This is a genomic window from Enterovibrio calviensis DSM 14347 (assembly GCF_000621165.1).
GTDB classification, from domain to species: domain Bacteria; phylum Pseudomonadota; class Gammaproteobacteria; order Enterobacterales; family Vibrionaceae; genus Enterovibrio; species Enterovibrio calviensis.
Window position 1 is genome coordinate 556027 of the sequence record NZ_KK211217.1, and the last position, 13735, is coordinate 569761.

Genomic DNA, 13735 nt, shown 5'->3' on the forward strand with positions numbered 1-13735 from the left:
GTGATGAAAACAGAACTTTATCGAATGCCAACGGCACGACCTTGGCTATTCTTGATACTCAGTGTTTTGCTTGCTGTTGTTGCGGCGATGGGTAGCCAGAACTTGTATTTCCGAGGTGATTACCAAATCTTCTTTGATAAAGGAAATCCGCAGCTACAATCGTTCAAAGAACTCGAAGCGACATTCAATAAAACCGACACCCTTGCCATTGTGGTTGCGCCACATAACAACGACGTGTTTACGAAAGATAACCTTTCATTGATCCAACAGCTTACTGATCAAGCTTGGCTCACCCCATATGCAAGCCGTGTTGATTCCATCACGAATTATCAACACACCTCCGCTGAAGACGACGACCTCCTGGTTGAAGATCTCGCGCCAGATTATTACGAACTCGATGATGCGCGAATCGAATACATTAAAGGTGTCGCCCTTAATGAACCTCGTTTGGTCAACGCTATCGTAGGTCAAACTGCGCAAGCTGCCATCGTGAATATTACATTTCAACTGCCTGATGGTGACCAAACGGCACAAGTGCAGGAAGTCGCTAATTTTACGAAAGATGTCCTAGCGAAAGCGCACGAAACCTATCCGAATGTAGATTTCCATCTGGCTGGCATCATTGCCATGAATAAAGCCTTTGCGGATGCTGCGCAAGCAGATAGCCAAACACTGGTGCCAATGATGTTTTTGGTAGTACTGGTGTTCCTTGGCATTATGTTGCGATCGTGGAAGTTTGTTGTCGCAACACTGATCGTGATTGTGCTGACGATTGCCGCCACCATGGGAATGCTTGGCTGGGTAGGCCACTACCTGAATAACGGTACGGTGACCGTGCCGACCTTGGTAATGACACTCGCCGTCGCCGACTGTGTCCATCTGATCACGTCCTATGTGCATGCGCTACGTGAAGGCAAAGACAAAACGGAAGCCATTAACTACGCACTTAAACTCAATTTCCTCGCGCTGCTGATCACGTCAGTCACCACTTCGATTGGTTTCTTAATGATGAATGCGTCGGATTCTCCTGTGTTGAGAGATATGGGTAACCTCGCCGCGCTGGGTGTGATGATCGCGTTTGTATTGTCGGTCACGCTATTGCCAGCATTGCTTCAGTTGATGCCGTTCAAGGTAAAACCCGCCCGTAAAAACAGCAACAAAGCGATGGGATGGGTGGCAGATACGGTGATTGCTAACCACAAGAAAATTCTACCGGTCAGCGTCATTGTTGTAGCATTAAGCGCGGTGTTGTTGGTGCAAAACCATGCCAACGACAATGCGGTTGAGTACTTCGATTCTAGTAACGCCTTCCGTCAGGCCGCGGATTACATGGAAGAGACGGTCAGTGGCACAACGGCCATCAGTATTTCCATTAAGTCAGGCCAGCCTCAAGGGATTACGCACCCTGAGTTCTTGAATGCCGTTGAAGGCTTCACTGAGTGGCTGCGTACGCAACCAGAAACTGACCATGTGGCTTCAATCTCGGACACGTTTAAACGTCTGAACATGAACATGCATGGTGAAGACAAAACCTATTACACCTTGCCTCAAGACCCTGAACTCGCGGCGCAGTATCTGTTGCTGTATGAAATGTCATTGCCGTACGGCCTAGATCTGAACAACGAAGTGAACATTGATAAGTCTGCCGTCAAATTAGTGCTAACCACTGACAACCTCGGCAGTGTGGATTTGATTGCACTTGAAGATCGCATGGATGCATGGTTCCAAGTCAATGCTCCTGAGTACGAAATGGCATCGTCCGGCCCGAACCTTATGTTCGCGCACATTGGTGAAACGAACATAGCCAGCATGTTGAAAACCTTGCCAATTGCATTGGTGCTGATCTCTGGATTGTTGGTGTTCGCATTGCGTTCATGGCGTCTTGGTGCCATCAGTCTGGTGCCAAACTTGGTTCCCGCCATTTTGGGCTTTGGACTATGGGCGGTGGTGTCGGGTGAAATCAACCTGGGTCTGTCAGTCGTTATCACTTTGACCTTGGGTGTAGTGGTCGATGACACGGTGCATTTCCTGACGAAATATCGCCATGCACGTTTGCAGGGGCGCAATGTGGAAGACGGTATCCGTTATGCGTTTGATTCAGTGGGTCGCGCACTATGGATTACTACCGTCGTGCTAGTTGCGGGTTTCAGTGTGTTAGCAACATCCGGTTTCCGCTTGAATAGCGACATGGGGCTGCTCAGTGCCATCGTGATATTCATTGCCCTCATTGTGGACTTTATTCTTCTGCCTGCTGTGCTGCTGGTGGCGGATAGAAAATCCTATGCCAATGATTCGAAGCCGTTGGCCAATGAATCCAAGATTCTGAATAAAGAAGCAACGCAGTAATACATTCAAGGAGAGAAGAATGAAAACAATAAGAGAATTATCAAAAGCCGTTGTGATTGCATTTAGCATGATGGCGATAGCAGCGCCTGTGGTTGCCGATGAAGTAAAAGGATTGGAAATCGCCAAAGAGCGTAAAGTACGAGACCAAGGCTGGGGAGACAGCGTTGCTGAAATGACCATGCTGCTTGAAAACGCAAATGGTGACACCAGCGATCGCAAACTGCGTATCAAAACACTTGAAGTTGAAAGCGATGGTGATAAAGGCTTAACCATCTTTGATGAACCTCGCGATGTACGTGGCACGGTGTTTCTGAATTACTCGCACATTACGGGTGCTGACGATCAGTGGCTGTACCTTCCTGCGTTGAAGCGTGTGAAACGTATTGCCTCGCGCAACAAGTCTGGTCCGTTCATGGGCAGTGAGTTTGCTTACGAAGATCTAAGTTCTTTCGAACTTGAAAAGTACACCTTTGACTTGGTGGGTGAAGAAGATATTGATGGTCAAAACACCTATGTGATTGTGCAAACGCCAACTGACAAATACTCGGGCTACACCAGCCAGAAAGTGTGGGTTGATCAAGTTCATTACCGTCCGCTGAAAACCGAGTTTTATGATCGTCGTCAGTCATTACTGAAAACACTGACTTTCAGTGATTACAAACAATATCTCGATCAATACTGGCGTGCGCACACCCTGATGATGGTGAACCACCAGACAGGCAAATCGACCAAACTGACCACCACTGAGTTGGCGTTTAAGACTGGTTTGGATGAAGGCGACTTCTCTAAATCTAGCTTGAAGCGCGCTCGCTAGGAGTCAGGATGAATAAACAACTGTCATTGGCGGCGCTGCTTGCGCTGCCACTTTTCCTCTCGCCGAGCCATGCTTTTGAATTTGAAGGCGAGCTGACCTTTCAACAACGTCAGTTTGCACAGACTGGCGCTCAAGGTCAGGATAAAAGCCAAACCTCTATCGCCATCGAACCAGAGCTTTACTGGGAAAGTGAAGAAGGGAATACGAGTTTTACTTTTTCGCCCTTTTTCCGTTGGGATTCAATGGATGACGAGCGTACTCATGGTGATGTGCGCGAAGCCTTGCTGATGCACTATGAAGATAACTACGAACTGCGCTTCGGATTAGGTATTGTCTTTTGGGGCGTGACAGAGTCACAGCATCTTGTCGATGTGATCAATCAAACTGATGCGGTCGAAGCGATTGATGGCGAAGTGAAATTGGGTCAGCCCATGATGAGTCTAGGGCTTGAACTAGAATCTGGCTTGTTGGATTTGTATCTGCTGCCCTATTTCCGAGAGCGTACGTTTGCGAGCTACGATGGCCGTTTAGCGGTTCCGGGGGCGGGCGATGCGAATGCACAGTATGAATCTCGACATGAAGAGTTCTACCCAGATGTCGCTGCGCGTTATGGCACTATGTTTGACGAGTGGGATGTGGGTTTAAGTGTGTTTCATGGCACTAACAGAGACCCTTATTTCCTCAACAGCTTGGCACCCTATTATGCGCTGATGACGCAAGTTGGTCTTGATTTACAAGCTATCTATGGTGATTGGTTGTGGAAAGCTGAGGCTATCCGTCGTTATAGCTTGGACTCGAACACGGCCTTTACCGGTGGGTTTGAATACACCTATGTGGGGGTCAACGAAGGCATTACCGATCTGGGCTTCTTAGTGGAATATCTCTACGACAGCCGAGGTGAAGACGCACCTGTAGCGGGTCAAAATGATGTGTTCGCAGGGCTTCGTTGGGTGCTTAACGATCACGATGGTACTGAGTTCTTGCTTGGTGGGACGCTTGACTTAGATGACACTGATTCCATGACGGTGCGTCTAGAATCAAGCGGTCGTTTTTCCAATGATTGGAGCTGGACAGTCACAGGTTGGATGTTCAATTCAGATCGTGTCACTGACCCGGTTTATTCGTTAAAACGTGATGACTTTATTGAAGCGGAAGTGAGTTGGTATTTTTAGGAGGTATTAAAATTTAGGTCCTAGGAAGAGCAGGTCCTAGATCTGCTCTACAGCAAACTCATTTGACTTGAAATATCTTCCGGAAACAAAGGTGCCAGAGGCGGCAGGGCGATTTGCTGAGTGAGTAACTCATAAAAATGCGCCGCTAACTCTGGCGCTTGATCGTTGTTTGCTGTGTGTATCATCAAATACGGCGTTTTTCCTTCCTCAATCCACTGCGGTATCTTTTTCTGCCAATTCGCAAAGAACGTATCGTTTCGCTCAAGCGTCGGGTCACCAATGAATCTCACCATAGGCTTAGTGCTTGTTGAGATGGCATGCACAGGCACACACGGCTTTTTCTGCTGTGCATCGAGTAAGGCATCCGTGTCAGGTTGGACAGCAAACACTGGGCGACTGTCCATAATGATGCGATCCGCACTATGTTCGATCAGCAAGCTGTTCAACGCGCGTTCTTCATCACCTTTGGCAAAAAAGGCGGGATGACGAACCTCGACGCCGACGTTATATGCTTTTGGCATCGCAGTTAAAAAGCGCTCTAAGTCAGGCAAATACTGCGGGCCAAACGCCGCGGGCAGTTGAATTTTCCACAGCCCAATGCGCTCATGCAGCGGTTGCATCAAGGTCATGAACTCAGAGACCATGGCATCTGAATGTCGCAACATCATTTGATGCGTGATGGGCTGAGGGAATTTGAAGGTAAACCGAAATGCGTCGCTGGTGGCGGCTTTCCAGTTGGCGACAGTGGCGTGAGAAGGGCTGGCGTAAAACGTCGTATTGCCTTCAACGGTATTAAACACTTCGGCGTAACGCGCCAAACGTTCCCCGCTTTTCGTTCCCGACGGGTAAAATTTGCGTTGCCATGCATTGTGTGACCATTGGGTCATGCCTAATCGCAGTGGAGGGGAAGTCATTTGTGAAAGCGGAGTTTGCAACGGATATTCCTTCATGTCGTCGAACGCCTATTGTGGGCGCGTTGCGTTGTTAGCGTCAATCCTTGCTGCTTTTTTGCGCGATTGCGATCTTTTCTGGCTTTCATCTCGCTACGATTTCCCGCAACGCTATTTTTTCCTTTATAATGCTGCGTCATTTTGAGGTATTTTTACTTTGGCGTGAGTGAAGACTCAGGCGGAAGTTTGCAGAATTGTCTGCACAACCATATTTGTAGCTTTGCGCTTGATAGCGCAATAGGACAGTCAGTAACAGATCGGGAAATTCATATGCGCACCCAATATTGTGGTCACCTGAACAAAGCCCTTGCAGGGCAAACTGTAGAACTTTGCGGCTGGGTAAACCGTCGCCGTGATTTAGGCGGTCTTATCTTCATTGATATGCGTGACCGTGAAGGCGTGGTTCAGGTGGTGGTTGATCCGGATATGAAAGACATATTCGAGGTTGCTAACAAACTGCGTAACGAATTCTGTATCAAGATCACCGGTGAAGTTCGCGAACGTCCTGAAAGCCAAGTAAACAAAGACATGGCAACAGGCGAAGTGGAAGTGCTAGCGAAAGGTTTGGAAATCATCAACCGCGCTGAGCCACTGCCATTGGACTTCAACCAAAACAACTCTGAAGAGCAGCGCCTGAAGCACCGCTACCTTGACCTACGTCGTCCAGAAATGAGCGACCGCATCAAGCTACGTGCAAAAGCATCAAGCTTTGTTCGTCGTTTTCTTGATGACAACGGCTTCCTAGACATCGAAACACCAGTGCTGACAAAAGCAACGCCAGAAGGCGCTCGCGACTACTTGGTACCAAGCCGTGTTCACAAAGGCAGCTTCTACGCGTTGCCACAATCACCACAGCTGTTCAAACAGCTTCTGATGATGTCTGGCTTTGACCGTTACTACCAAATCGTTAAGTGCTTCCGTGATGAAGACTTGCGTGCCGACCGTCAGCCTGAATTTACCCAAATCGATATCGAAACCTCATTCATGACCGCTGATCAAGTGCGTGAAGTGACTGAAAACATGGTTCGCGATATGTGGAAAGAATTGCTGAACGTGGACCTGGGTCAATTCCCAATCATGTCGTTTGAAGAAGCGGCGCGCCGTTTTGGTTCAGACAAACCTGATCTGCGTAACCCACTAGAAATGGTGGACGTTGCTGATCTTCTGAAAGACGTGGAATTCAAAGTATTCTCTGGCCCTGCAAACGACGAAAAAGGTCGCGTAGCGGTTATTCGTGTACCGGGTGGTGCTGAGCTTTCTCGTAAGCAAATCGACGACTACACCAAGTTCGTTGGTATTTACGGCGCGAAAGGTCTGGCATGGATGAAGGTTAACGACCGTGCTGCAGGCATGGAAGGTGTTCAATCACCGGTTGCTAAGTTCCTGAACGAAGACGTTGTTAACGGCATTCTTGAGCGCACTGGCGCGGAGTCTGGCGATATCATCTTGTTTGGTGCTGACAGCAAGAAAGTGGTTACTGAAGCAATGGGCGCATTGCGTCTGAAGCTAGGTACTGATTTGGGTCTGACTGACAAATCGAAGTGGGCACCACTTTGGGTTGTTGATTTCCCAATGTTTGAAGAAGACGACGAAGGTAACCTGCACGCGATGCACCACCCATTCACGTCTCCTTTGGGCATGACAGCAGAAGAGCTAAAAGCGAACCCTGCATCAGCGATTTCAAACGCATACGACATGGTACTAAACGGCTATGAAGTGGGCGGCGGTTCTGTTCGTATTCACAATACTGATATGCAGACGGTTGTGTTTGATATTCTGGGTATTGAATCAGGCGAGCAGAAAGAAAAATTCGGCTTCCTGCTAGAAGCATTGAAGTACGGTACGCCACCACACGCAGGTCTGGCATTCGGTCTTGACCGTCTTGTTATGCTGCTATGTGGTACTGATAACATTCGTGATGTTATTGCGTTCCCGAAAACCACCGCAGCAGCATGTTTGTTGACGGATGCGCCAAGCCTAGCTAACCCAGCAGCGCTTGAAGAGCTTGCAATTGCAGTTACCGCTGCAGCGAAGAAGAACGAAGAAAACGACGCATAAGTCGAACACCTCTTCTAACAATAAGGCCAGATTATCTGGCCTTATTTGTTTCCAAAACCTAGAAATAAATTGGTTGCATTCAATCAGATATGGGTGTTGTCTCAAACCTATCCGCTCTGTTTTGCTATAAACCCAACAAGAAATGAATAAATCAGTGACGACATGTCGCTGACAAAAAGGAGTGAGAAATGGCAGGTCATAGTAAGTTCGCCAACATCAAACACCGCAAAGCTGCGCAAGATGCTAAGCGCGGCAAAATCTTCACCAAACTTATCCGTGAAATCACCGTTGCAGCCAAAGAGGGTGGCCCTGAACCAGAGAACAACCCGCGCCTGCGTGCTGCTATTGATAAAGCGCTGTCGAACAACATGACGCGTGACACCGTAAACCGCGCTGTAACGCGTGGTGCTGGTGGTGAAGGCGATGAAGGTATGGAAACCGTTATCTATGAAGGTTACGGCCCAGCAGGCACTGCGGTGATGGTTGAATGCATGACAGACAACCGCAATCGCACGGTGTCTGGTGTTCGTCACGCGTTCGCTAAGTCTGGTGGTAACTTAGGTACCGACGGCAGCGTTAATTACTTGTTCGACAAGAAAGGGGTCATTTCTTACGCGTCGGGCTTGGACGAAGACGAAGTGATGGAAGCGGCGCTAGAAGGCGGTGCTGACGACGTTGAGACACATGAAGATGGCTCAATGGACGTTTACACCACGCCAGCTGAATTCGGTGCCGTGAAAGATGCACTGGACGCTGCGGGCTTTGAAGCACAGAACGCAGAAGTCACGCTTGTTCCTTCAACTAAAGCAGATCTAGACGAAACCACAGCACCAAAGCTGCTTCGTTTGATTGATGCCCTTGAAGATTTGGATGACGTACAAGAGGTTTACCACAACGGCGAAATCTCTGACGAAGTCGCAGCAACATTGGAATAACTATTCGTGGCAATTATTCTCGGGATTGACCCGGGCTCGCGGATCACAGGCTACGGCGTGATCCGCCATCAAGGTAGACACCTCGAATACCTAGGCAGCGGTTGTATTCGCACAGACTCTGAAGATTTGGCGGGGCGACTTGGCCAAATCTACGCAGGGGTGACTGAAGTCATCACTCAATTTCAGCCAGACACGTTTGCGATTGAGCAGGTGTTCATGGCGCGAAATGCCGACTCGGCGCTAAAGCTGGGGCAAGCGCGTGGCGCTGCCATGGTTGCAGCGGTCAACGCTAGCTTGCCTGTTAGCGAGTATGCAGCGCGTCTTATCAAGCAATCTGTTGTCGGCAATGGCGGTGCCGATAAGAAGCAAGTTCAGCACATGGTCGTACACATGCTGAAATTGCCATCTACACCACAAGCCGATGCCGCCGATGCGCTTGCAGTTGCTATCTGTCATGCCCATACCAACCACACGCTGGTGGCCATGGCAGGCAAAGCAACCAGCGCACGGCGTGGGCGTTATCGCTAAGATATCAGTGGAATGAAAAAGCAGCATTTGGCTGCTTTTTTTGCATTACGGTTTAGTAACTTACCGTAACCCCGTTGCTTTTGAGTGTATCAAGATGCGCCTTTGTATCGTCATTCAAAGGGTTATTGAACAGTCCAATTGAATTTATTTTTTGGTTTGATGTAAAACTTATGGATGTGATTTGATTTGACCACCCAGTGAAGTATTCAAGTTGTGGGTTGTTACTTAAATCAACAGATGTTAATTGGTTATAGTCTGCACTGAGCCAGATCAATTTTGGATTGCTTGAAAGATCGATGCTAGTAAGTTGGTTACTTAAGACTGTTAGTGAATAGATTTTTGGGTTATTTGATATGTCAATATTGGTCGCTGAAGTGTTTGAAACGTCGAGTATTTCCAATAGCGTGTTTTGGCTTAAATCAATATTCCCAACCGAATTTCCTGAAATGTCTAAAAAGTCCAAATTTGGAAGTGTGGAGACGTCCAATGATGAAAGGTTGTTGTCAGACAAGGTTAAGTTAGTAACCTGTGTGTTTTGGCTTAGATCAATGCTTGATAGTTGATTATTGGCAAGGAATACGCTGTCCAGAGTATTGCTGTTTGGTTCGGTAATTGTCGAAATCTTGTTCGAGTGCGCATAGACAGAAATTAGTGCAGTATTCGACGATAGGTCTAAATCAGATATTTGGTTCTCGTTAACATTCAGTTCTTTTAGTTGAGGGTTGCGTGAAAGATCAAAGGTACTGATATCGTTATTATCTAGGGTTAGCGTTTCTAGTTTTGAATTCGCTGAAAGGTCGATGCTACTGAGGGAATTGCTTTCTGCATTGAACACTGACAGTTCAGGGGATGAAGTCACATCAATATGCGTCAATAAGTTATTGCCTAAACCAATATACTGCAGTGCAGTGGATTGCGGCAAAGAGACACTCTCTAGCAAGTTGTTTGTCGCGTATATTGAAGAGAGCTTAGTCATGCCTGATAAGTCTAACGCACTCAATTCATTGTCTGATATATCAAGTATGTACATACTTGTCAGCGCTTCAATGCCGCTGAGATCTTTGATTCCTCTACCTTGGCACTCCAGCGCCACAATGCTCTCGAGACTGGCAGCGCCAGTGTCTGAAACACAAGCTGCGAGCGCAGCATCAGAAAATGAAGCGGTTGATAGAGAAGTGGTTGTATCTGAAGCGGAGGAACCACCTCCACCTCCACAACCGATTAAAATTAGGGAAATGGCTGTAGGTAAAAATCCTTTAATTATCATCGTATTATTCCTTTGCTCGGTCATTGCTGTTCACATTCTAATTACGCAGACTTAGGAATCTCTATTGAGTGATTGTGATGCGATGCGGATAACCTTGTACTTTGCCAAAAGTCGAGCAAGCGCATGTTTTTCAATTGGCAATAAATGAAAAAAGTACGAGTTTCTCTTGGCAATGAAATTGAAACTCTCTAATGACAATCTATTGTTAATAAGAGAATTTATATTAAAGGGAAAATCATGAAATACTTAAAAGTGGGCTTGTGCATCTTCATCGCGTTTGTGTTTGTTCAATCGCTGTTCTTCAAGTTTACAGGTTCACCAGAAACCACATTTATATTTGGCACATTGGGTGAATGGTCAGGGCTTGCATGGTTTGGTCAGTACGGCGCTTACATGGTTGGGACGGTTGAGCTTATTGCATCAATACTCTTGTTTACACGCTTGCATGCGCTAGGTGCGTTGATGGCGGTCGGCACCATGACCGGCGCGATTTTCTTCCACCTGTTTACGCCTATTGGCGTTGCGCAGCCTGCGTTTAATGAAGTAGGTGAAGTTGTCGGTAATGACGGTGGTACGCTGTTTGTGATGGCGTGTTTGGTCTGGTTATCAGCCGCTTTCTTGCTTTACCAATCACGCAATGGCGATCAAGAGCAGGTTGATTAAGTGAAGGCAAATGCTGTAACAACATAGAGTTTTCAGTGATGTTGATAGCGTAGTTTTCCATAACAATCGGTTTTTAAAAGTAAAAGTGTTTCACTTGTCCCTTTGACGTTTGTTTAGCTGCAGACACTTAGGGACAAGAAAATGCTCAAATTTATTACTTCTCTACTCGCACTCTTCCTTCTCTTCGTTTCCTCACTCTCTGTTTACGCGTCTGATGACGTGATGAATTACGACTCCGAATATAAGAACATAAAAGTCGGACACTCGACGCTACAATCGTTAAAACACCATCATGGAAAGGCGGCTCGGGTGGTCGAGTTAGATGGCTTCACGAAATATCGCTACAAACAATTCGATGCAACGGTTAATCATTCAGACGGAAAAGTAAGATCCATCATCATTTTTGATCGTAGATATAAAGATGCCAATTATCTATCGATTGGCGAGAGTAGAAACAAGGTCGAGCGCACCCTCAGAACCAGCAAGTCGACGAAGCATCTAGTGGATAAAGAAAACGGCATCGTATATTGGTTCTCTGACGGAAAAGTATCGAAAATCGTTCTCGCCCATCAATTGCGCCGTTAAGCATTCTTGCGACAACGCTAGATTAGGGGCTCACAGTAGAAAGTGCTCGGCGCGTATATTCAGGTTTCTTGGGTATATTCAGGGAGTTTGGGTATAGTAAGTCAATCATTCGTAGAAAGGACTCGCCGTGCCAACGTCCAATTCATCTTCCCCTCAAAGTACGCGTTCTGTTTTGACATGGATTGCGAGCTTTCTTGCGCCTTACCGTTCGCGTGTTATTGGCGCGGTTATCTTCCTCATGCTCGGATCCCTCAGCTGGCTTGCGCTAGGCCAAGGCGTCAAGCTCATTGTTGATGATGGGTTCCTGACGGGTAACGCTTCGCGCCTCGATCAGATGATGCTGGTGATTCTCGCCATTACCTTTGTCAGCGGTATTGCGACCTTCTTCCGTTTTTACCTGATGAGTTGGTTGGGCGAGCGAGTCAGTGCGGATATTCGCATTAAGGTCTATCAACAACTTCTGCATTTATCCCCGACGTTTTACGCCAAAGAGCGCACGGGCGAAGTGATCAGCCGATTTACGGCAGATACAACGCTACTTCAAACCGTGGTGGGGTCGAGTCTGTCGATGGCACTGCGATCGGCGGTGTCCGTCACGGGTGGCTTGATCATGATGGCAGTCACCAGCCTGACGCTAACGGGGTTGGTGCTGCTGGCTGTGCCTGTCGTGCTGGTTCCTATTGGTGTGTTGGGGCGTAAAGTGCGCCAGTTAGCCAGAGTCAGCCAAGACAAAGTGGCTGATCTCGGCTCGCACGTTGATGAGACCCTTCACGAAATACGTACGGTTCAATCTTACGGCCATGAAGAGGCCGATTCGGTGCATTTTTCTTCTCGGGTTGAAGCTGTCATGGATGCTGCGAGATTACGTATTCGTTATCGTGCCTCTTTAATGGCTTCTGTGGTACTGCTCAGTATTGTCGCGATCATTCTTGTGACTTGGGTTGGGGCATTAAACGTACTGGATGGTTCGCTGACAGCGGGCCAGCTATCCGCTTTTATGTTTTATGCCTTGCTAGTAGCTGGGGGCGTGGCCACCATCAGTGAAGTCATTGGTGACATTCAACGCGCGGCGGGCGCAACGGAGCGCTTGATAGAGCTTTCGCGTATGCAATCTGATATTAAAGACCCGGAATCACCCGTCGATTTTCCCGCTCATTCGAAAGGCAACGTGACCTTCTCTGATGTTTCATTTACTTACCCGGGTGATGACAATCTTCCTGTCTTTTCGTCGTTATCGTTTGATGTAAAAGCCGGTGAGCGAGTCGCCTTAGTTGGGCCGAGTGGGGCAGGGAAAAGCTCAGTGTTTACTTTGCTTCAGCGCTTTTTCGACATTCAACAAGGTCAAACCTTGTTAGATGGCGTTCCGATCAAAGATATGTCGTTAAAGACGCTTCGTGATCAGTTTGCATTGGTGCCACAAGAGTCAGTGATCTTCGCAACTAACGTCTTAGAAAACGTGCGCTATGGCGCGCCAGAGGCGAGTGAAGAAAAAGTGATTGAAGCGTGCAAAGCGGCACGTGCTCATGAATTTATTGAAGCCTTACCTCACGGTTACCAAACGGAATTGGGTGAACGGGGTGTGCGTTTGTCTGGTGGACAGAAACAGCGCATTTCGATTGCTCGCGCCATCTTGGCGGACCGTCCTATTTTGCTGTTGGATGAAGCAACCAGCGCATTGGATGCGGTGAGTGAACATCAGGTCAAACAAGCATTGGATACCTTGATGGATGGGAAGACTTCGTTAGTGATTGCTCACCGCCTCGCTACTGTGGTGAATGCTGACCGTATTTTGGTACTCGATGATGGGCAGTTGGTGGCAAGTGGTTCTCATCAAGAGTTAATGGAAACTAACGCCTTGTACCGTGAGTTTGCGTCGCTGCAACTTGTTGCTTCAGAAGCGAACGTGATATCGCAGTCTGCGAGCTAGCTGAACTCAGTATTGTGATGGACAGTAATGGTGACTTTTTCGCAATGAGATATGCGCCAGAATGCACTACCGTGACTTTGTTGTATCTTATTGAGTCTTGCAGTAGCGAAGGGCGTGCAGCGTTGGTTTATTCCCGCATTGGCACACGATAAATTAGTGGTGACTCGTCATCACTGTTCACGAAACGTTAAGATGAAATACAAGGAAAGTAACATGAAGAAAATGTTCGCTATGTTAGCGGTCGTATTTTTTGTCGCGGGTTGTTCGCCGGAAGTTGGCAGTGATGATTGGTGCAAAGAGCTAAAAGAAAAACCAAAAGGTGATTGGTCCGCCAATGAAGTAACAGATTTCGCAAAGCACTGTGTGTTCTAAGCGTGACGTTTTCGGTAATGCAAAAGGTAGGGTTTTTATCCTGCCTTTTTTTATTTTCCCGCCCCGATTTTTTTGATTAGAACGCGTTTGATTAGAGCGCGATACAGACCTGTAATAG

At 47.5% G+C, this 13735-nt stretch carries 12 protein-coding genes; 10 read left to right on the forward strand and 2 right to left on the reverse strand.

The features are described 5' to 3' along the window. The first annotated feature begins 3 nt into the window (after positions 1–3). From Q365_RS0120730 to Q365_RS0120740, 3 genes are read left to right on the forward strand one after another with little or no spacing between them, the layout of a single operon-like run. Entirely contained in the window at positions 4–2346 is a 2343-nt protein-coding gene (locus Q365_RS0120730) for an efflux RND transporter permease subunit (RefSeq protein WP_028025154.1), read from the forward strand. Positions 2347–2365: 19 nt separating this feature from the next. Continuing rightward, the gene (locus Q365_RS0120735) at positions 2366–3160 is read left to right on the forward strand and encodes an outer membrane lipoprotein-sorting protein (RefSeq protein WP_028025155.1); all 795 of its coding nucleotides are present in this window, start codon (positions 2366–2368) and stop codon (positions 3158–3160) included. A gap of 8 nt (positions 3161–3168) precedes the next feature. Further along, positions 3169–4332, forward strand: coding sequence for a hypothetical protein (locus Q365_RS0120740; protein WP_028025156.1), 1164 nt, complete (start codon positions 3169–3171; stop codon positions 4330–4332). Between the two features lie 47 nt (positions 4333–4379). Here the strand turns inward: Q365_RS0120740 and Q365_RS0120745 are convergent, their stop codons facing one another. Beyond that, positions 4380–5282 (reverse strand): DUF72 domain-containing protein, encoded by a 903-nt coding sequence (locus Q365_RS0120745; protein WP_035025427.1) that lies wholly within the window; start codon positions 5280–5282, stop codon positions 4380–4382. Positions 5283–5552: 270 nt separating this feature from the next. Here Q365_RS0120745 and aspS point away from each other — a divergent pair, with 270 nt between their 5' ends. From aspS to ruvC, 3 genes are all read left to right on the forward strand, one after another. Continuing rightward, complete coding sequence (gene aspS / locus Q365_RS0120755) at positions 5553–7340, forward strand: aspartate--tRNA ligase (protein ID WP_028025158.1); 1788 nt, start codon at positions 5553–5555, stop codon at positions 7338–7340. Between the two features lie 188 nt (positions 7341–7528). Further along, positions 7529–8275 (forward strand): YebC/PmpR family DNA-binding transcriptional regulator, encoded by a 747-nt coding sequence (locus Q365_RS0120760; RefSeq protein WP_028025159.1) that lies wholly within the window; start codon positions 7529–7531, stop codon positions 8273–8275. A gap of 6 nt (positions 8276–8281) precedes the next feature. After that, positions 8282–8803 carry a crossover junction endodeoxyribonuclease RuvC gene (gene ruvC / locus Q365_RS0120765; protein WP_028025160.1) on the forward strand — a complete coding sequence of 174 codons (522 nt, stop codon included), beginning with the start codon at positions 8282–8284 and terminating at the stop codon, positions 8801–8803. Between the two features lie 52 nt (positions 8804–8855). Here the strand turns inward: ruvC and Q365_RS0120770 are convergent, their stop codons facing one another. Next, positions 8856–10070, reverse strand: coding sequence for a leucine-rich repeat domain-containing protein (locus Q365_RS0120770; protein WP_028025161.1), 1215 nt, complete (start codon positions 10068–10070; stop codon positions 8856–8858). A gap of 237 nt (positions 10071–10307) precedes the next feature. On the opposite strand from Q365_RS0120770, the gene Q365_RS0120775 reads away from it, so the two are divergent. The 4 genes from Q365_RS0120775 (at position 10308) to Q365_RS26545 (ending at position 13617) form a co-directional block, all read left to right on the forward strand. Next, on the forward strand, positions 10308–10733 hold the full coding sequence (locus Q365_RS0120775; RefSeq protein ID WP_028025162.1) for a membrane protein: 426 nt from the start codon (positions 10308–10310) through the stop codon (positions 10731–10733). Between the two features lie 141 nt (positions 10734–10874). Next, entirely contained in the window at positions 10875–11318 is a 444-nt protein-coding gene (locus tag Q365_RS0120780) for a hypothetical protein (RefSeq protein ID WP_028025163.1), read from the forward strand. A 127-nt stretch (positions 11319–11445) separates the two neighbouring features. Then, entirely contained in the window at positions 11446–13245 is a 1800-nt protein-coding gene (locus Q365_RS0120785; RefSeq protein ID WP_028025164.1) for an ABC transporter transmembrane domain-containing protein, read from the forward strand. Positions 13246–13458: 213 nt separating this feature from the next. Further along, positions 13459–13617 (forward strand): DUF3012 domain-containing protein, encoded by a 159-nt coding sequence (locus Q365_RS26545; protein ID WP_081796329.1) that lies wholly within the window; start codon positions 13459–13461, stop codon positions 13615–13617. Positions 13618–13735: the final 118 nt, after the last annotated feature.

Coding starts and splice junctions, on each gene's coding strand:
- Q365_RS0120775 (WP_028025162.1), top strand. CDS start 10,308: ATGAAATACTTAAAAGTGGGCTTGTGCATCTTCATCGCGTTTGTGTTT.
- Q365_RS0120745 (WP_035025427.1), bottom strand. CDS start 5,282: ATGAAGGAATATCCGTTGCAAACTCCGCTTTCACAAATGACTTCCCCT.
- aspS (WP_028025158.1), top strand. CDS start 5,553: ATGCGCACCCAATATTGTGGTCACCTGAACAAAGCCCTTGCAGGGCAA.
- Q365_RS0120780 (WP_028025163.1), top strand. CDS start 10,875: ATGCTCAAATTTATTACTTCTCTACTCGCACTCTTCCTTCTCTTCGTT.
- Q365_RS26545 (WP_081796329.1), top strand. CDS start 13,459: ATGAAGAAAATGTTCGCTATGTTAGCGGTCGTATTTTTTGTCGCGGGT.
- Q365_RS0120760 (WP_028025159.1), top strand. CDS start 7,529: ATGGCAGGTCATAGTAAGTTCGCCAACATCAAACACCGCAAAGCTGCG.
- Q365_RS0120740 (WP_028025156.1), top strand. CDS start 3,169: ATGAATAAACAACTGTCATTGGCGGCGCTGCTTGCGCTGCCACTTTTC.
- Q365_RS0120735 (WP_028025155.1), top strand. CDS start 2,366: ATGAAAACAATAAGAGAATTATCAAAAGCCGTTGTGATTGCATTTAGC.
- Q365_RS0120730 (WP_028025154.1), top strand. CDS start 4: ATGAAAACAGAACTTTATCGAATGCCAACGGCACGACCTTGGCTATTC.
- Q365_RS0120770 (WP_028025161.1), bottom strand. CDS start 10,070: ATGATAATTAAAGGATTTTTACCTACAGCCATTTCCCTAATTTTAATC.